This is a genomic window from Kitasatospora sp. NPDC059327, from assembly GCF_042752535.1.
Taxonomy (GTDB): Bacteria; Actinomycetota; Actinomycetes; order Streptomycetales; family Streptomycetaceae; genus Kitasatospora.
This window is the reverse complement of record NZ_JBHYYB010000019.1, coordinates 79,001-96,869: the sequence shown is the minus strand read 5'-3', so window position 1 is coordinate 96,869 and position 17,869 is coordinate 79,001. Positions and strand designations below refer to the sequence as shown.

The 17,869-nt window shown below is 75.0% G+C and carries 15 protein-coding genes; 7 read left to right on the top strand and 8 right to left on the bottom strand.

Going from position 1 to position 17,869, the window contains the following annotated elements; all coding sequences use genetic code 11:
* Positions 1 to 46: 46 nt before the first annotated feature.
* A complete protein-coding gene (locus ACFXHB_RS14625) occupies positions 47 to 625 on the bottom strand; it encodes a TetR/AcrR family transcriptional regulator (protein WP_380574475.1) in 579 nt (192 codons plus the stop codon).
* Positions 626 to 1,013: 388 nt separating this feature from the next.
* Here ACFXHB_RS14625 and ACFXHB_RS14620 point away from each other — a divergent pair, with 388 nt between their 5' ends.
* Positions 1,014 to 2,492, top strand: coding sequence for an MFS transporter (locus tag ACFXHB_RS14620; RefSeq protein ID WP_380574474.1), 1,479 nt, complete (start codon positions 1,014 to 1,016; stop codon positions 2,490 to 2,492).
* Positions 2,493 to 2,649: 157 nt separating this feature from the next.
* On the opposite strand, the gene ACFXHB_RS14615 is transcribed toward ACFXHB_RS14620, so the two are convergent.
* Complete coding sequence (locus tag ACFXHB_RS14615; protein WP_380574472.1) at positions 2,650 to 3,096, bottom strand: hypothetical protein; 447 nt, start codon at positions 3,094 to 3,096, stop codon at positions 2,650 to 2,652.
* A gap of 25 nt (positions 3,097 to 3,121) precedes the next feature.
* Positions 3,122 to 5,146: a hypothetical protein gene (locus ACFXHB_RS14610; protein ID WP_380574471.1), complete on the bottom strand. Its 2,025-nt coding sequence runs from the start codon at positions 5,144 to 5,146 to the stop codon at positions 3,122 to 3,124.
* Between the two features lie 306 nt (positions 5,147 to 5,452).
* Between ACFXHB_RS14610 and ACFXHB_RS14605 the strand changes: the two genes are divergently transcribed.
* Both ACFXHB_RS14605 and ACFXHB_RS14600 read left to right on the top strand, forming a co-directional pair.
* Positions 5,453 to 5,896, top strand: a complete 444-nt coding sequence (locus ACFXHB_RS14605; protein WP_380574470.1) for an RrF2 family transcriptional regulator — start codon at positions 5,453 to 5,455, stop codon at positions 5,894 to 5,896.
* A gap of 114 nt (positions 5,897 to 6,010) precedes the next feature.
* On the top strand, positions 6,011 to 7,225 hold the full coding sequence (locus ACFXHB_RS14600; RefSeq protein WP_380574469.1) for a globin domain-containing protein: 1,215 nt from the start codon (positions 6,011 to 6,013) through the stop codon (positions 7,223 to 7,225).
* A gap of 118 nt (positions 7,226 to 7,343) precedes the next feature.
* Here the strand turns inward: ACFXHB_RS14600 and ddaH are convergent, their stop codons facing one another.
* Positions 7,344 to 8,171, bottom strand: a complete 828-nt coding sequence (gene ddaH / locus ACFXHB_RS14595; RefSeq protein WP_380574468.1) for a dimethylargininase — start codon at positions 8,169 to 8,171, stop codon at positions 7,344 to 7,346.
* Positions 8,172 to 8,662: 491 nt separating this feature from the next.
* Here ddaH and ACFXHB_RS14590 point away from each other — a divergent pair, with 491 nt between their 5' ends.
* Positions 8,663 to 9,445 (top strand): SGNH/GDSL hydrolase family protein, encoded by a 783-nt coding sequence (locus ACFXHB_RS14590; RefSeq protein ID WP_380574467.1) that lies wholly within the window; start codon positions 8,663 to 8,665, stop codon positions 9,443 to 9,445.
* 7 nt (positions 9,446 to 9,452) lie between these two features.
* Here the strand turns inward: ACFXHB_RS14590 and ACFXHB_RS14585 are convergent, their stop codons facing one another.
* A complete protein-coding gene (locus tag ACFXHB_RS14585; protein WP_380574466.1) occupies positions 9,453 to 9,872 on the bottom strand; it encodes a DUF2809 domain-containing protein in 420 nt (139 codons plus the stop codon).
* A 200-nt stretch (positions 9,873 to 10,072) separates the two neighbouring features.
* Here ACFXHB_RS14585 and ACFXHB_RS14580 point away from each other — a divergent pair, with 200 nt between their 5' ends.
* Together ACFXHB_RS14580 and ACFXHB_RS14575 are read left to right on the top strand one after the other, a co-directional pair.
* The gene (locus tag ACFXHB_RS14580) at positions 10,073 to 11,692 is read left to right on the top strand and encodes a formylglycine-generating enzyme family protein (RefSeq protein WP_380574465.1); all 1,620 of its coding nucleotides are present in this window, start codon (positions 10,073 to 10,075) and stop codon (positions 11,690 to 11,692) included.
* Positions 11,693 to 12,007: 315 nt separating this feature from the next.
* Positions 12,008 to 13,450 carry a DUF2252 domain-containing protein gene (locus ACFXHB_RS14575; RefSeq protein ID WP_380574463.1) on the top strand — a complete coding sequence of 481 codons (1,443 nt, stop codon included), beginning with the start codon at positions 12,008 to 12,010 and terminating at the stop codon, positions 13,448 to 13,450.
* A 104-nt stretch (positions 13,451 to 13,554) separates the two neighbouring features.
* On the opposite strand, the gene ACFXHB_RS14570 is transcribed toward ACFXHB_RS14575, so the two are convergent.
* From ACFXHB_RS14570 to ACFXHB_RS14560, 3 genes are all read right to left on the bottom strand, one after another.
* The gene (locus ACFXHB_RS14570; RefSeq protein WP_380574462.1) at positions 13,555 to 14,256 is read right to left on the bottom strand and encodes an alpha/beta fold hydrolase; all 702 of its coding nucleotides are present in this window, start codon (positions 14,254 to 14,256) and stop codon (positions 13,555 to 13,557) included.
* Between the two features lie 90 nt (positions 14,257 to 14,346).
* A complete protein-coding gene (locus ACFXHB_RS14565) occupies positions 14,347 to 15,939 on the bottom strand; it encodes an MFS transporter (RefSeq protein WP_380574461.1) in 1,593 nt (530 codons plus the stop codon).
* A complete protein-coding gene (locus ACFXHB_RS14560; RefSeq protein ID WP_380574460.1) occupies positions 15,936 to 16,499 on the bottom strand; it encodes a helix-turn-helix domain-containing protein in 564 nt (187 codons plus the stop codon). The genes ACFXHB_RS14565 and ACFXHB_RS14560 overlap by 4 nt, the downstream gene beginning before the upstream one ends.
* A gap of 233 nt (positions 16,500 to 16,732) precedes the next feature.
* Here ACFXHB_RS14560 and ACFXHB_RS14555 point away from each other — a divergent pair, with 233 nt between their 5' ends.
* Complete coding sequence (locus ACFXHB_RS14555; protein ID WP_380574459.1) at positions 16,733 to 17,635, top strand: LppX_LprAFG lipoprotein; 903 nt, start codon at positions 16,733 to 16,735, stop codon at positions 17,633 to 17,635.
* The last annotated feature ends 234 nt before the right edge of the window (positions 17,636 to 17,869 follow it).

The window sequence follows — 17,869 nt, the reverse complement described above, 5'->3', positions numbered from 1 at the left end:
CGCCGGAACCGGACCCGGTTCCGGTTCCGGCGACGGGGGTGACCGGTCAGGACCCGGTCCGCACCCCGTCCAGGGCGATGGCCAGGACCCGGTCACGCTGCCCCTCGTCGGGGAACGCGACCGAACTGACGCCGGAGACCAGGCGCAGCAGGTCGTCGATGGAGATGTCCGCCCGCACCACCTCGGCGTTCTGCGCGCGCTGGAGCAGCGGGGTACCGGCGTCGAACATCGACTGACGGCAGGCCAGGAAGATGTCCGACTCCTCCCCCTCCAGCGCCTCGCGGATCGCCCGCTTGGTCAGGGTGTAGGCGGCGAACCGGCGCAGCCAGCCGGCCAGCGCCTCCCAGGGCGCGCGCCCCGACAACTCCTCGGCCAACCGGCTCAGTTCATTGACCTCGTTGGCGTAGACCGTCTCGAAGAGGTGCCTGCGAGTGGGGAAGTTGCGGTAGAGGGTGCCGATGCCGACGCCGGCCCGGCGGGCGATGTCCTCCAGCGAGGCCTCGGCGCCGTGCTCGGCGAAGGCCTCGCGGGCGGCCACCAGCAGCGCGTCGAAGTTGCGCGCGGCATCGGCGCGGCGCGGACGCTGGGCCGCGATGAACTCGCCGACCACGACCTGTTCCGTCACTGGGGATCTCTTTTCGGACACCGGGTTGAAGCGGAGGTATGCCTCCGCTAATCTGGAGGCATGCCTCAACTTTAGCAGTGGGGCCCCGCCCCCGCCCCTTCGCGGTACCCGGCGGGGCCGCCCTCAGCCCCCTCGTCGATCCGGCACCGGCACCGGACCCGGCCCCGGACGCCGCCCGCCGGGCGGCTCCACCTCCGCACGCGACCGTTCGCCAGGTTCCCGTTCGCCGCACAGCGCGGCACGGCACGGCACACCCGGCACAGCACCTCGCCGCGCGGCGCTCGGCGAGGCACCCGCTTCCCCGTACCTCCGTACTCCCGTACTCCCGTACCGCACGCATCCCGTGGGCACGCGCTCCCTTCGTGCCCCCATGCCCCGAGAAGGTCCGATGAGCCGCCCGTCCAATCGCCTCACCTTCGGCGTCCTCGCGACCGGTGCGGGCGTGTTCGCCCTGCTCCAGTCGCTGATCACGCCCGCCCTGCCGACCGTCCAGCACGCGATGCACACGTCCCAGGCCACCGTCACCTGGGTGATGACCGCCTACCTGCTCTCCGCCTCGATCTTCACCCCGATCCTCGGGCGGGTGGGCGACCTGGTCGGCAAGAAGCGCACCCTGGTCGCGGCGCTCGGCGCGCTGCTGGTGGGCTGCCTGATCGCCGCCGTGGCCCCCAACATCACCGTCCTGATCATCGCCCGGATCATCCAGGGCATCGCCGGCGCGCTCTTCCCGCTCTCCTTCGGGATCATCCGCGACGAGTTCCCCGCCGCGCGGGTGGCCACCGGGATCAGCAACCTGTCCGCCGTCATCGCGGTGGGCAGCGGCCTCGGCATGGTCCTGGCCGGGCCGATCGTCGGCGCGCTGGACTACCGCTGGCTGTTCTGGTTCCCGGTGATCATCGTCGCCGTCACCGCCGTGATCGCGTACCGCTACATCCCGGAGTCGCCCGAGCGTCCCGAGGGCGCCGGCGGCGCGGGCCGGGTGAACTGGCTCGGCGCCGTCCTGCTCTCCGGCTGGCTGGTGGCGCTGCTGCTCCCCATCAGCCAGGCCTCGAAGTGGGGTTGGGGCTCCGCCGGCGTGCTCGGCCTGCTGCTGGCAGCCGTCGTCCTGTTCGCCCTCTGGGCCCTGGTCGAGGCCCGCTCGCGCAACCCGCTGATCGACCTGCGCATCATGCGCCTCCCGGCGGTCTGGACGACCAACACCGCCGCCCTGCTGTTCGGCGGCGGCATGTACGCGGTCTGGGCCTTCCTCCCCGGCTTCGCGCAGACGCCCTCCTCGGCCGGCTACGGCTTCGGGGCGAGCATCACCGGCGCGGGACTGCTGATGCTGCCCATGCTGGTCACCATGTTCGTGGCGGGCATCCTCGGCGGCCGACTGGCCGGCCGGTTCCCCGCCAAGGCCCAGCTCATCACCGGCGCCGTTCTCGGCTCGGCCGCCTGCGCGATGCTCGCGGCCTGGCACGACCGGCCGTGGCAGGTCGCCCTGGCGGCGGGCGTCTTCGGGCTCGGCATCGGTCTGGCCTTCGCCTCGATGAGCAACCTCATCGTCCAGAGCGTGCCCGCGGCGCAGACCGGCGCCGCCACCGGCATGAACGCCAACATCCGCACCATCGGCGGCTCGATCGGCGCCGCGCTGATGACCAGCCTGGTCACCGGCCACCTCCAGCCCTCCGGCCTGCCCTACGCCGCGGGCTACACCGACGGGTTCACGCTGCTCGCCGTCTTCTGCCTGGCGGCCGCCCTCGCCGCCCTGCTCGTCCCGGCCCGGCGGTCCGTCCCCGTCCTGCTCGGCGGTTCGGCGACCGCCGCCGACGCGGTCACGCCGGCGGCCCCCGGGGCGGCGGCTCGGCCGGAGACGGTCCGGAGCTGAGCCCCCGCGTCGCCCCCGGGACCGCCCCGGGGGCGACACCGGGTGCCTGCGGCGCGCCTCGGCAGCGCCGCCGGGCGGGGCCTCCGGTCCGGTCCGGCGGCGCTTGCCCGGCGGGTGCCACCCACCGCCGACGGCCGGGGCCGGCCCAGCCGTCGGCCTAACCGATCAACGCCGTGAAGGCGGCCTCCAGTCCGGTCACCGCCGCCGCCAGCAGCGCGACCGACCGGAGGGCGTCGACGACGGTGCCGACCCGGCGCCGGAGCACGCCCTCGCGCGGCTGGTCCCGCGCCGTCTCCTCCAGGATCCCGGCCAGGGCCGCGTCGGCGTCCACCGCGTCCTCCTCCGCCACCGCGCCCGGCTGTTCGGTCCGCAACCGGGTCAGGGCGGCGCGCAGGGACTCCGCCGCGGCGCGCAGCCCGTCCGGGCCGGTCGCGGCGGCGGCCCAGGCGTCGCCCCCGACGCCGATCTGCACGGTGGCCCCCTGACCGCCGGCGATCGGGCCGATGACCGTACTGCCGTTCACCTGCACACCACCGGCGTTCCGGTTCCCGACCGCCGGCGGCCCGGGCGGGCCACCGGCCGGGACGTTCGCCTGCTGCTCCATCAGAACCACTCCTCGCCGGTCTCTTCTACGGTGTCCGGATGGTGACCGAGGAGCCGGCGCCACCCGCGACCGGACCCCTCACCGTGCTGTTGTTGACCTGGACCCCACCGTTGTTGATGTTGGTGATGTTCTGCGACTGCTCCTCGAAGGCACCGCTGTCGTAACCGCGTGCCCTGAGTTCGTCGCCCACCGCGCTGAAGACCCGCTGGGTGACGGTGTTCAGGAAGCGCTGCACGTCGTGCGCCTGGAAGATGTGCTGGAACTCGTCCGCGGCGCCCAACTCCCGCACGCTCGACCGCGGTGCGTAGTCGACGGCGTAGCCCGCCCCCAGGATCTGCCGGTAACGGCGCGCATGGGTGGCGGCGTGCCCGCGCGAGCTCCACGCCCGGCTCACCTGGCCCACCGCGACGGCGATGTCACGGCTCAGCCGGCGCGCGGCCCAGCCGAGGGCGTTGTTCCAGTCGCCGAGGGCCGAGTGCCGGCCCAGGTGGTCGACGACGTGGTAGGCCTGATCGACCGGCGCCAGGACGTACGGCAGCCATTCCAGGTAGAGCAGCCCGCCCCGGGTGGTGGTGCGGACCAGCACGGTGACCACCACCTCCTCCTGCCAGGACCCGACCCTGATCGCCAGGTAGTGCCGGAGCCGCTCGTGCCCGGAGCGGCCCAGGAGGTCCGCCCACGCCGGTTCGAGCAGGACCTGGTCACCGGCCCGGGCGGACATCGCGCCGCGCCAGTGCCGGGGGTCGTCACGGCGCATGCTGGGCCGAAACACCCGGTCGGCGACGGAGAGCCCGCGCAGCGGATCATCGGGATAGCGGGTGTCCTGCGCCAGTTGGCGCACCCGCGCGGCGATCGCCCGGTAGAGGACCGAGGCGTCGATCGGCTCGGCCTGCAGCCCCTGGGCCGCCCGCTCGGCGGCGGGCCTCAGCTCGAAGGTCATCCGCCAGCTGGGCCCCGCGAGGCCCAGGCCGACCAGCGGCGCCCGGCTGCGGTAGAGCAGTTCCGGTCCGCTCTGCTGCTCGCGCAGCCGGTCGTACAGCCAGGCGGCGCGGCGGCCGTACGGCTTCGAGTCCGGTCCGGGCGGCCCCCCGGCCAGGGCGGCCAGCCGGCGGCGGATCGCCAGCCGCAGCACAGCGGCGATCAGCCACAGGACGACCAGCTCGACGAGGACGGGCCCGGCCTGGGCCCGCAGTTCCGGGCCCAGGTCCTCGATCCGGCTCGCGGCCGTGTCTTCGAGGTAGCGGAACGCCATGACGACGAGCACCAGCACCACCAGGGCCGCGACCGCCCGCTGCCGTACGCCCTCGGCACGGCCGGCCGCCCTCCGGCGCGGCGGCCGCACGACGGCCAACCGCTCCAGCGACAGGCCGATCCGATGGTCCATCCGGTCCGTGCCGTACCCGCCGAAGAGGCCGAGGAGCACGACGACCCCGATCGCCGCGATCGCCGCCACCGGGCCGAGCAACGGGAAGCCGGCCGCCAGCACCACCAGGAAGGCCGCGCCCGCGCAGGCCTCCCAGCGCCGGGCGGTCAGCGCCTCGTGCAGCACCCGGACCAGATCGGTGCCCGGGGACGGGGCGGGGATCCGGAACGACTGCTCGACCAGTTCCTCGATCAGGTCCGCGCGGAAGTCCCGGTCCAGCCAGGCCGCCGCGCAGAGGTAGCGGGTCGCGTCGCCCGGGACGGGACCGGCCTGGTCGGACAGGTTCTCCGGCGTCGCCGGGGTGGGCGGCCGGCCGCCGGCTGCGCCGTACGCGCCGCCGCGTCCGAACCCGGCAGCGGGCGGCGGCGCGGCGCCGGGCGGCGGCACGGCGAGCGGGCCGGGCGGGTGGCCCCAGCCGGCCGGGCCGGGCGGGCCGCTCTGGAACGCACCCCCGTACGGTGCCCCGCCGTACGGTGTCGCGCCGCCGTAGGACGCTCCGGCAGCGGGCGGCGGTCCGGCGTACAGGCCCCCGTACGTCCTGTCCTCGACGGGCGGCCGCGCGGGCCGTGGCGGAAGCGGTGGAGCTGCCGGCCGTGGCGGTGGTGGTGGCTGGGCTTCGCTGTCCATGACGTCCCCCGGTCGTCAACGAATGTACCTGCCAACAAGAGCGCCCAGTAAAGCAGTTGGCGGACGACTCCGACAGAGCCGGCGCGCGCCACCGGTACAGTGACGCGTCGGCCCCGGACCGGCCGCACCGCGGACCGCCGGGCGCCCCACCGGCCCGCGCGCCGTCCCGCGCGCCCGCCGACCCGGCCCCGTCCCGCGCGCCGGCGCCGCCCTCCGACCCCGCCCTCCGACCGCGCCCGGACCGGGGCGCGGTCGGAGTGTGCAGGAAATTGGATTCCAGGATTCGCATTCGCTAGCCTTTCGAACGTGAGGCTGACCAAGAGCACCGACATCGCCCTCCGCGTCGCCATGCGGCTGGCGGTCCTCGACGAGGACACGAACCCGACCACCCGCGAGGTGGCCGAGTCCGTGGGCGTGCCGTACACGCACGCCGCCAAGGTCGTCAGCCGGTTGCAGCACCTCGGCGTGGTCGAGGCGAGACGCGGGCGGGGCGGGGGCCTGGCCCTCACCTTCGCGGGCCGGACCGGCTCGGTCGGGTCGCTGCTGCGCGAGCTGGAGGGCGTCGGTGACGTGGTCGGCTGCGAGGACGAGCCGCCCTGCCCGCTGCGGGCCGCCTGCCGGCTGCGCGGGGCGTTGCGGACCGCGCAGGAGGCGTTCTTCGCCTCGCTCGACCCACTCTCGATCGACGACCTGGTCGCCCCGCCCACCGGACCGGTCCTGCTGAGCCTCACCGGCCGACCCACCGGCTGATCCCACCCGGGCCCCTGCCTCGACCCTCCCCGCCCACCGTCCCGCCGCACCGCCGGGTCGCGCCTCCGCACGGCCTTTAATGCGACTCTCAGATACCAGTTTGGAGCGAGCCCCATGCTGTCCGCCAAGTCCGCCGAGATCGTCGAAGCCACCCTGCCCGTCGTGGGCGGCGCGATCGGTGAGATCACGCCGCTCTTCTACGACAAGCTGTTCGCCGACCACCCGGAGCTGCTGCGCGACCTGTTCAACCGCGGCAACCAGGCCAACGGCACCCAGCGCCAGGCGCTGGCCGGCTCGATAGCCGCGTTCGCCTCCGCGCTGATCGCCCACCCCGACCAGCGGCCGGACGCCATGCTCACCCGGATCGCGCACAAGCACGTCTCGGTCGGCATCCGCGACGACCAGTACCGGACCGTCCACACGTACCTGTTCGCCGCGATCGTCGAGGTGCTCGGCGAGGCCGTCACGCCGGAGGTCGCCGCCGCCTGGGACGAGGTGTACTGGCTGATGGCGAACGCCCTGATCGCCATCGAGGACCGGCTCCGCGCCGAGACCGCCGCCGCGTGGTCGGGCGACCCGGAGGACCTCTGGCGCCCCTTCACCGTGGTCGCCCGCCACCAGGAGACCGACGAGGTGACCAGCTACCTGGTCCGCCCCGCCGACGGCGGCCCGGTCCCGCCCGCCCGGCCCGGCCAGTACGTCTCGGTGCGCGCGACGATGGCGGACGGCGCCCGGCAGATCCGCCAGTACAGCCTCTCCGGGAGCGCCGACGGCGCCCTGCGCTTCAGCGTCAAGCGGGCCGCCTCCGGGGCCGACGGGACGCCGGCCGGCGAGGTCTCCGGCCACCTGCACGACCACCTGCGCACCGGCGACGTCGTCGAACTCGCCCCGCCGCTCGGCGACCTCACCCTCGCGGACGGAACCGGCCCCGTACTGCTCGCCTCCGCCGGCATCGGCAACACCCCGATCACGGCCATGCTGGACCACCTCGCCGCCGCCGGCTCCCCCCGGACGGTGATCTCCGTCCACGGCGACCGCGACCAGCTCTCGCACGCCTTCCGCGCCGACCTCGACCGGTTCACCGCCGAGCTGCCGGACGCCGTCGCCCACGTCTTCTACGAGCGTCCGCTCGGCGACTGGCCGCAGGAGCGCACCGGACTGGTCGACCTCGCCACGGTGCCGGTCCCGCCCGGCACCGTCGCCTACCTCTGCGGCCCGCTGCCCTTCCTCCGCTCGGTACGGGCACAGCTGCTCGCGGCGGGCGTACCGGCCGCGGACATCCACTACGAGGTATTCGGACCGGACCTCTGGCTGGGCCAGGACGCCTGAGCCCCTCCCGCTCCCCCTCCCCTTCCCCCGGCCACGCCGCCGCGCCACGCCGCCGCGCCACGCACCCGCCCGGCGCGGCGGCCTGCGGACCCGGACCCGCCGGCCCGAGCGCCGCGGCTCAGGCCGGCCGCAGCTCCAACGTGCAGCACTTGGGGCCGCCCCCGCCCTTGAGCAGCTCGGAGACGTCCACCGGCACCGGCTCGTAGCCGTGCTCGACCAACCGGCCGGCCAGCGCCTTGGCGGCCTCCGGCAGCAGGACCCGCCGCCCGTCCGAGACCGCGTTGAGGCCGAACACCTCGGCGTCCGCGCGGTCGGCGAGGATCGCGTCGGGGTAGAGGCTGCGCAGCAGCGCCTGGCTGTCGGGCGAGAAGGCCGCGGGGTAGTACATGACGTGGTCGTCGTCGAGGACGGCCAGCGCGGTGTCCAGGTGGTAGAAGCGCGGGTCGACCAGCGTCAGGCTGAGCACCTGGACGCCGAACAGCGCCCGGGCCTCGGCGTGCGCCGCCGGATCGGTGCGGAAGCCCGTGCCGGCCAGCACCCGCCGGCCGGCCACCAGGTGGTCGCCCTCCCCCTCGTTGACGTGACCGGCCCGGTGGACCTCCCGATATCCGGCGGCCCGGAACCACGCCTGGTGGGCATCGGACTCACCGGCCCGCTCGGGGTGCCGGAAGGTGGCGACCAGTGCCCGGCCGGCCAGGACGGTGGCGCCGTTGGCGGTGTAGACCATGTCGGGTAGGCCGGGCAGCGGTTCGATCAGCTCGACGGTATGGCCGAGCCTGCGGTACGTCGTACACAGCCGCTCCCACTGGCGGACGGCGAGATCGGTGTCGGTCGGCCGTGCGGGGTCCATCCAGGGGTTGATGGCGTAGTCGACGGTGAAGTACGTCGGCCGGCACATCAGGTAGCGCCGCGGCCTCGCGGTGCGCTCCGGGGTTCGATTCGGCATGCGGCTACCTCCGCTGTCCGGGAAGTCGGGGTTCGGGAGTGCTGGGGCACTGGGAGTGCTGGGGTACTGGGGTACTGGGGTGCGGGCCCACCGGGGTGCCGGCGTACCGGGTGCCGGGCCGCCGGGTGCGCCCGGCCCCGGGTGCCGGGCAGCGGGGCGCGCCCGGGGACCCCCGGCGCGCGCGCAGCCCAGAGGGCGGCTGCCCGGGCCGCGCCGTTCGCACACCTGCGCGGCCGCCCCCGCCGGGTGCAACCCCCCGCGCACCCGGCGCGCGCACCGGCGCACGGAACATCACCAACAGGGCCCAAGTCGACCGATCAGAAGTCCGCTTGATGATCCGTCAGTCCGCTCCGATCGGGCGAAGCCACCGCGATCGACCCCGCGCCCCGTTATTCCCGATACCCGCCGACATCGCACGTGGTCCATCTCACGTACCCGCACAGGCCACCTACGGTGGCGTAGGTCACTTGAGACAGTGAACTATCTCCTTCATGCCGAACCTCCAGGAGACCCTTGACCTCAGTTCGTACGCGGCCCTCGGGGACAGCTTCACCGAAGGGCTGAACGACCCCGGCCTCGGCGGCGCCTTCACCGGCTGGGCCGACCGGCTCGCCGGACTGCTCGCCGACGGATGCCCGCCGGGCGGGTTCCGCTACGCCAACCTCGCGGTGCGCGGCCGGCTGCTCGACCAGATCATGGCCGAGCAGGTGCCCGAGGTCCGGCGCATCCAGCCGGACCTGGTCACCTTCTGCGCCGGCGGAAACGACATCCTGCGCCCGGGCAGCGACCCGGACGAGGTGGCCGAGCGCTTCGAACGTGCCATCGTCCAGCTCACCGAATCCGCCGGGACGGTGCTCATCTGCACCGGCTTCGACACCCGCGGCGTGCCCCTGCTGAAGCACCTTCGCGGCAAGATCGCCACGTACAACGGCCACATGCGGGCCGTCGCCGACCGCAACGGCTGCAAGGTCGCCGACCTCTGGTCGCTGCGCGCGGTGCAGGACCGCCGGGCATGGAGCGAGGACCGCCTGCACCTCTCGGCCGAGGGGCACCAGCGGGTCGCCCTGCTGGCCGCCCGCTCGCTGGGCCTGCGCACCGAGCAGGACCCGGAGGCGCCGTGGCCGGCCCTGCCGTTCCAGACCGCCGCCGACCAGCGCCGGGAGAACCTGCAGTGGGCCCGCGAGTTCCTGCTGCCGTGGGTCGGCCGCCGGCTGCGCGGCGAGTCCTCCGGCGACCACGTCGAGGCGAAGCGCCCGGAACTGCTTCCGCTCTGACGTACCGTCACGCCCGGCCGGGCGCGCTCCCCGTCGATCCGACGACGGACCGCGCCCGACCGGACCGCGTCAGCCGCAGCACCGCCCCGTGCAGCAGGGCGGCCGCCCCGGCGCCGACGAGGTACCAGCCGAGATCGGGCACGTCGAAGGTGGAGCCGAGCACCAACCGCGCCACGGCACTGCGCCGGCCGAGGCCCTCGGGCACGCCGGTGAGCTGGAACAGCTCGACCGCCCAGCTCAGCCCGGCCGTGACCACCGCCGCGACCGACGGGCGCAGCCTCGGCGCGACGAGCAGCACCAGGGCGTACAGCAGCACCGTGTAGGCCGCGTCGCCCGCGTACTTGGCGACCTCACCACCCGCCACCGCCCGCACACCGAGCCCGGCCCCCACCGTCAGCACCGCCGCCACCGCGGCGCCCACCCGCACACCGCCACTCCCCCGAAGCCCGTTCACGCCGGCCAGCTCAGGGGCCCCTGTCCACCGGTGCCCCTTCCGGCCGTCGACCGGACAACCGAACCCGACCACGACCGAGACGACGGACGGCTTCGGCGCGGAAGGCCGATGTGGTGGCACCCCGAACCGGCGCCCGGCATACTCGGGGATGCCCGAACGGGTTCGGACGACCAGTGGACGGCGCGGACGCCGAGGAGGAGGCCGCGGCGATCGCGGCCCATCTGGACCGACTGGCCGGCAGGACCGCCGCCGGCCTGCTCCAGGAGCGGGAGGCGGGCTGGTACGAGTTCGCCCACCTGAGCTTCCAGGAGTACCTGGCGGCTCGCCACCTGGCCGGCTACGTCAGCCCGCGCGACCGGCTCGACCTGGCTCTCGATCCGGCCTGGCGGCACGTCTTCCTGTTCACCGCCGGCATCGCCCAGATGTCCCGGGAAGGGCTCGCCGACCTGCTGATCCTGGTACGCCGGCTGCTGCGCGGCGCGAGCGCGGCGGGCACGGGCACGGGCACGGGCACGGGCGCGGACCTGGAGCGCAGCGCGGTGGGCGCCTGTCTGGCGGCGGAGATGCTGGCGGAGCTGGGCACCGCCGCGGTCCGGCGCTACGGGCTGGAGTCCGCGCTGGCAGGCTCTCCGCCGTCGGAAGCGGAGGACGCCGAGTTCACCGGCCTGTGGCCGTTCGCGGTCGAGGTGGCGGCCCGGCTCGCCGCGGACCGCCGACTGGGCCGGGCCACCCGGATGCGGGCGCTCTGCGCGGCCAGCCGGCTGGGTGACCCCCGGTTCGCCGAACGAGACGATCCGTTCGGAACGCTCGGGCAACTGGTGGTGGTACCGGGCGGCCGGGGCCGGGTCGGCACCGACCGCCCGCTGGCCATGCACGACCCCAAGCGGGTGCCGTCGAACCCGCCCCGGCAGGTCCGGGTGCGAGAGTTCGAGATCGGCCGGTACCCGGTCACCAACCTGGAGTACCAGGCCTTCGTGGCGGACGGCGGCTACGAGCGGCCCGCCTGGTGGCAGAGCGACGAGGCCGCTCGCTGGCGGGCCGGTGACGAGGGCTTCCTCGGGGAGCTGGTGGAGCTCTGGGAGCAGCAGAAGGACCTCAACTTCGTGAAGGAGTTCGGCGAGCCCGAGTTCGCCACCTACGCCCAGCACGCCTCGGCCCGGATCGCCCGCCGGACCATGGCCCGCGGTCTGCCGCTGTACTGGCGCGACGCCCGCTTCAACCTGCCCACCGCACCGGTGGTCGGCGTCAACCTGTGGGAGGCACAGGCCTACTGCGCCTGGCTGCAGCACCGGCTGCGCGACCAGGGGCGGATCGGCGAGCGCGACACCGTCGCGATCCCCACCGAGATCGAGTGGGAGTGGGCCGCGGGCCGTTCCTGGGCCGGCCCTCGGCTCGACTACCCGTGGGGCGGGCGGTTCGACCCCGATCGATGTCTGGTCCGGGACTTCACCGATCCCGGTGACAGCCGAATCGTCAACTTCGGCGCGATACCGGTCGGCTTCTTCGCGCCGACCGGCGACGGTGCCACCCCGCCGGGCCCCGAGGACCTCGGCGGCAACGTCTGGGAGTGGGTCACCAGCCGCTCACTGCTGTGGAGCGACCCCGGCGAACGCGACGCCCCGGGCGGTCTGGAGAAGCGCGTGGTGCGGGGCGGTTCCTGGTACAGCCGCGAGCCGATGGCCACCCATGTGAGCTTCCGGCTCGACGACCCACCGTGCAACGCCTACTGGGACCTCGGCTTCCGGATCGTGGTCCGCCGCTCCGGGACGGGGGGAACGGGGGGAACGGGGTGAACGGGGTGAAGGGAGGGGACGGGCGGGACAGGACGAGCCGTCCGCGGCCCGACCGCCCCCGACCGGGCCGGCCATTGCCGCGGTCCGTGGGCGGCGCACGCCCGACGCGGCGCCGTCGCGGTGACGGACGGCGAGGTGCGCCCGCCGGACCGCGTCCGGATCCGCCGGCCCCCGCCCGCAACCGCCACCCGCCGTCGGGCGTCCCTCCCTCCCGACGGGCCGCGTGAGCGGACCGGTAACCTGCTGCCCGGCCCGCGGACGGGCCGGGTCCGCGCAGGTCGCGGGCGGGAACGACAGAGGACGGGGCGGGGCACGATGACGCAGCTCACCGAAGCGGTGGAAGAGTCCGGGGCGCGGGCGGACGCGGCCGGAGCGGGGCGGCGGTTCGCCGTCGACGGGTTCGCGCCGCGCCACGACGGTCACGCCCGCGAGCGCGGCAAGGCTCTGCGCGAGCGCATCCCGCGTGAGCGGCACGCCGAGTTCGGCACCCCCGACGACCGCCCGACCGCCGTCGAGGCGATCGAGGCGTCCAACGCCGGCCGTCTCACCGAGCTGGTCCCGATCCGGCTGGGCCGGATGGCGGCCACCCCGTTCGCCTTCCTGCGCGGCTCGGCCGGTCTGATGGCCGCCGACCTCACCGGCACACCCACCACCGGGATCACCGCCCAGCTCTGCGGTGACGCGCACGCCGCCAACTTCGGCCTGTACGGCGACGCCCGCGGCCAACTCGTGATGGACATAAACGACTTCGACGAGACCGTGCCCGGCCCGTGGGAGTGGGACCTCAAGCGGCTCGCCGCGAGCCTGGTGCTGGCGGGCCGCGAGGTCGGCGCCGACGAGACGACCGCGCGGCGTGCCGCGTTCGACGCCGCCGGTTCCTACCGCCGCACCATGCGCACGCTGGCCAAGCTGCCCGTCCTGGACGCCTGGAACGCCGTCGCCGACGACCAGCTGGTCTCGTTCGCCCAGGCGCACGACCTGGCCGAGGCCCTGCAGAAGGTCGGTGCCAAGGCGCTGGGCAACACCAGCGCCCGGTTCGCCGCCAAGTCCACCGTCCGCGCGAAGGACGGCGGACTGCGGTTCACGGCGGCGCCCCCGGTGCTCAGCGAGGTCCCGGACGTGACGGCCGCCGCGGTGGCCGCCGCGCTCGGCGAGTACGTCACCACCGTGCCCGCGGAGCTGCACCCGCTGCTCGCCCGCTACCAGGTCCAGGACGTGGCGTTCCGCGTGGTGGGCACCGGCAGCGTCGGCACCCGCTCGTACGTCGTCCTGCTGACCGACCACCGTGAGCAGCCGCTGGTGCTCCAGGTGAAGGAGGCGCGCCCGTCGGTACTGCTGCCGCACCTGGCCCGCGCCGGCTACCCGGTGACCGTGCCGGACGGCCACGAGGGCCGCCGCGTGGTCCTCGGCCAGAAGCGCATGCAGGTGGTCAGCGACACCCTGCTCGGCTGGACCACGGTGGACGGACTGCCCTACCAGGTGCGGCAGTTCCGCAACCGCAAGGGCAGCGTGGACCCGGCCGCACTGCTGCCCGACCAGTTGGACGACTACGCCCGGATCACCGGCGCCCTGCTCGCCCGGGCCCACGCGCACACCGCCGACCCGGGCGTGATCAGCGGCTACTGCGGCAAGAACGAGGCCCTGGACGAGGCGGTCGCCGCCTTCGCGGTGGCGTACGCGGACCGGACCGAGGCGGACCACGCCGACCTGGTCGCGGCCGTCCGGGCCGGCCGGCTCCCGGCCGAGCACGGCGTCTGACCCCGGCTCGTCGTCACGTCGCCGGGGCGGTGCGTCTCGTCGGGGCGGTGGGCTGCCTCGGCTCGCCGGGCCGGTGGGCTGTCGCCGGGCGGCCGGCGAGCGGGTCAGCCGAGACGGTCGGCGGGGTCCAGGAACGGCGCGACCACCGCGACGAACTCCGCCGGCCGGGCGTGGTGCACCAGGTGGCCGGCCTCCACGGTGACCACCCGGCAGTCGGGGATCCGCTCGGCCAGCTCGGCGAGCCGGTCCTGCGGCACATGGCTCGCCCGGCCGCCGGCCACCACCAGGGTGGGCGCGACGATCGCCGCCATCCGCTCCAGCCAGCGCGGGTCGGGGGTGTCGATCTGCTCCTTGACCGCCTTCACCACCGCCCAGTCGAAGGCGACCGGTTCGGCGGGCCCGTCGGCCACCGGGCTCGCCGGGCGCGGGTGGGGCGCGGGGACGTCCTCCAGCACCAGTCGGCCCACCCGTTCGGGGTGCTCCTGGGCCAGCAGGTACGCCACCACCCCGCCCATCGAGTGACCGACCACATCGACCCGCTCCAACCCGAGCGCGTCCAGCAGGCCGAGGACGTCGTCGCGCATCGGTCCGACGCCGTACCGGCCGGGCCACCCGCTGTCCCCGTGGCCGCGCAGGTCGAGCGCGAGGACGCGGTGGTGCGGGGCGAGGTCCGGCAGGACGCCGTCCCAGTCGGTGGCCCGCTCGCCGAGCGCGTGCAGCAGGAGCAGCGGCGGGCCGCCCGGCGGGCCGGACTCACGGTAGGCGAGGGTGACCTCCGGCAGCTCGACAGTCCGATGAACAGTCATGACGGTCACCGTATGCCGTGATCACCGGCTGCCGGCCCGCCGTTCGCCCACCGCTCGATCCGGCCGCGCCGGCGCCGTGCGCGCTCGGCGCTACCGCCGCGCCCGCACCTCACCGCCCTGGCCGGACCGACCGCCCTCACCCGGCCCGGCGGCCTCGCCGGTCGACGCCGAGCCGGTGGCCCCCGCCCGACCGCCCGGTCCCGGGACCTCCGCCCTCCCTCCCGAGCCGGCGGCCTCGCCGGACCGACCCGGCCGGTCGTCCTCCCGCGCCGCCGCCCGGCTCGCGAGCACCGAGGCCAGCACCGCCAGGCCGGCGACCGCCGCGCAGACGGCACTGGCGTACGCGTACGCGGCCCGGTGGCCGCCACCGCCCCCGGTGGCGCGCAGGTAGACGCCGGAGAGCGCCGAGACGCAGACCGCCGCCGCGATCCGCTGCGCCATCTGCAGGATCGCCCCGCTCACCCCCGCCGCCTCGGCGGGCGCGTGGCGCAGCACGTACCCCTGGTTGGTCGCGGTCATCACCCCGGCGGCGGCGCCGCCGAGCAGTTGCAGCGCCGCCAGCAGCCAGGGCAGCGCGCCGACGGGCCCCCAGCGCACGAGCAGGCCGCCGGTCAGCATCACCAGCGACGCGACCGTCAGGCCCGCGGTGACGGTCCGCCGGCCGAAGCGCTGCACCACCCGCCAGGCGAGCGCCGAGGCGACCCCCATGGAGACCGCCGAGGGCAGCGCGACCAGCGCTGCACCCAGTGGGGAGAGGCCGAGCCCGTCCTGCAGGAACATCGCGAGCACCAGCCCGGCCGCCACCGCCGACCCGAACTGGGCCATCGCCACCGCCGTACCGAGCGCGTACGGCGCGGACCGGGTGAGCGCCGGGTGGATCAACGGGTGCCCGCCGGTGCGGGCGCGGCGGCGCTGCCACCACACCAGCAGGCCGAGCAGCAGGGCCGCGCCGGACGCGAAGGCCAGCCAGCCGGTCAGGGCGGGCGGCTGCACGAAGGGGAGCATCAGCACCAGGGTCAGCGCGGCGACCAGCAGCAGGCCGACCAGGTCGAGGTTGGCGTCACGGGCGCTGGGGCGCGGGCGCGGCAGCCAGCGGGCCGCCAGGACGACGGTCGCCAGCCCGAACGGCACATTGAGCAGGAAGGTCAGCCGCCAGCCGAGCTCCGGTCCGGCGGCGGCCAGGACCGCGCCACCGATCGGCGGGCCGAGCGCGAAGGCCAGGCCGCCCGTGACGGCGTACATCCCGAGCGCCCGGGCCCGCAGCTGGCCGTGGAACACGTCCTGGATGGTGCCGATCATCTGGGAGTTGACCAGTCCGGCCCCGACGCCCTGGAGCAGCCGGGCGGCCACCAGCACCCAGGGCTCGGTGGCGGTCGCGGAGAGCACGCTGACGGCGGTGAACACGGCCAGGCCGGTGACGAAGAACCACTTGCGGCCCCGGACGTCCCCGAGTCGCCCGCCCGGCACCAGGGCCAGGCCGAAGGCCAGCGAATAGCCGGCCACGATCCACTGGAGATGGGCGGGCTGGGCGTGCAGGCCCTCCCGCAGGGCCGGTATCGAGGTGTTGAGGACGGACTGGTCGAGCAGGGTGGTGAACCCGCCCGCCACGCAGACCAGCAGGACGCGGCGCCCGACGGCGTCGAAGCGCTCCCGGGGCACCGCCGTGCCCACCGGCGACTTCACGGCTCGACCACCACCAGCGCGTACCGGGCGGCTTCCGGGCCGGGGCTGCGGAAGCGGGTGCTGTCCGCGACGAACCGCAGACAGTCACCGGCCGCGAGCTGCTGCGGCTCGCCGTCGACGGTCAGCTCCAACCGGCCCTCCAGCAGCCAGAGATGATGCTCCAGGCCGGGGACGGACGGCCGGTCGTAGGCGATGTCGGCGCCCGCCGGCAGCAGCCCCTCGATGATCTCGGCCCGCAGCGAGCCGTCCGGCGGAGACACCGAGCGCCGGACGAACCCGGTCGCCTCGTCACGCCAGATCCGCTGCTCACCGGCCCGGACCAGCCGGTCCGGGGCCGACTCGACCTCGGCGAGCAGTCGCGACATCGTGCGCCCGTAGACGGCGCAGAGCCGGCCGAGCAGGGCGGCGGTCGGACTGACCTCCGCGCGCTCGACCCGGGACAGCGTGGACCGGCTCACCTCCGCCCGTCGCGCCAACTCCTCCAGCGTCCATCCGCGTTCCACCCGGAGCTCGGCCAGGCGGTTGGCCAGCCGCTCGTCGGCGGCCGTATCGATTCCCATATTCGCGATGCTATCCCGGATATGGGATCAGCTACAGGGTCTCCGCGGTCCACGGAGCGACCGGCCCTGACGGCACGGCCCCGACCTGGCCGGATAGGGTCGGTGCGTCGGGTGTGGGCGAACGCGCGCACCGCAACGGGGGGGACGCCGCGGCGCGCGGTGGGCCCGGCCGGCATCATCGCGTCACCGTGTCAGGGGTAGAAGTGCGTCGTTCCACAGGTCTCGTCGGTACCGTGCTCGCACTGGCGTGCGCCGCCGGGTGCTCGTCCGCCACCACCGGGGCCACGACCGGATCGTCCGCGAGCGGCCCGGCGGCGGCCGGCTCCACCACCGGCGCGAGCGCCCCGGCGCCGTCGGCCACGGCCTCCGCGTCGGGCACCCCGTCCACCGCGTCGCCGACGCCCGCCGCACCGCCGACGCCCACCCCCTCGGCGACGCCGACCGTCGAGCCCGCCACCGTCGTGCGCGAGGCCGCGGCCGCCACGGGCCGCACCAGCGCCCGGGTCGACCAGAGCGTGCGGCTCACCAACGGGGACACCACGTACGACCTGGCGGTCTCCGGTGACTTCGACCTGGCGGCGGACCGGGGTCAGCTCGGCGTCGACCTCCCCGGCGGCGCGATCAGCCACCTCGACGAGATCTTCGCCGACGGCCAGGTGTACGTGCGCGGCTCGGCGGGTGTGCCGTCGGGGACCTGGGCGGCGATCGACCGGGACCGGACCATCGCCCACGCCCTGCTCCGGTCGCCGGTCAACGACCCGGAGCACGTCCTGCAGCAGATCTCCACCCTGGGTCGGGTCACCCGGAGCGGCGAGGAGGAGGTGAGCGGGGTCCGCGCCACGCGCTACGACGGGATGCTGACCACCGACGCCGTCACGCTGCGCCTGGCACCGGAGATTCGGAGCAAGCTGGAGACGTACCGGAGCCTGAGCGGCTCCGACCTGCCGATCCCCGCCGGGGTGTGGGTCGATCCGCAGGGCCGGGTGGTGAAGGTCCAACTGACCCTGGACATGAGCCCGATCCACTCCGTCACCACGGTGGCCTTCAGCGAGCTGGGCAAGGCGGTGAAGGTGACGGCTCCCCCGGCGAGGAACACCACGGCGGTGACCGAGCTCTCCGGTGTCCTCACCGGCTGACCCGCCGGAGCTCCTGAGGCCTTCGCCCCCGGTCTCCTGAGGCGTTCGCCCCCGCTAGCCGTCGACTCCGGGGCCACCACCGGGCCCCGGGGTCTGCGACCCTCGAACTCCCGGTTCGTGCGCAGTTCTTGCGGCCACCGGCCGCTCCACCGCCAAGCTCCTCCCCCGGGCGCGCCCCTTCCGGAACGGTGAACCGCCGATCATATGATGTCCGCGACTGCGGGCCGACTGGCC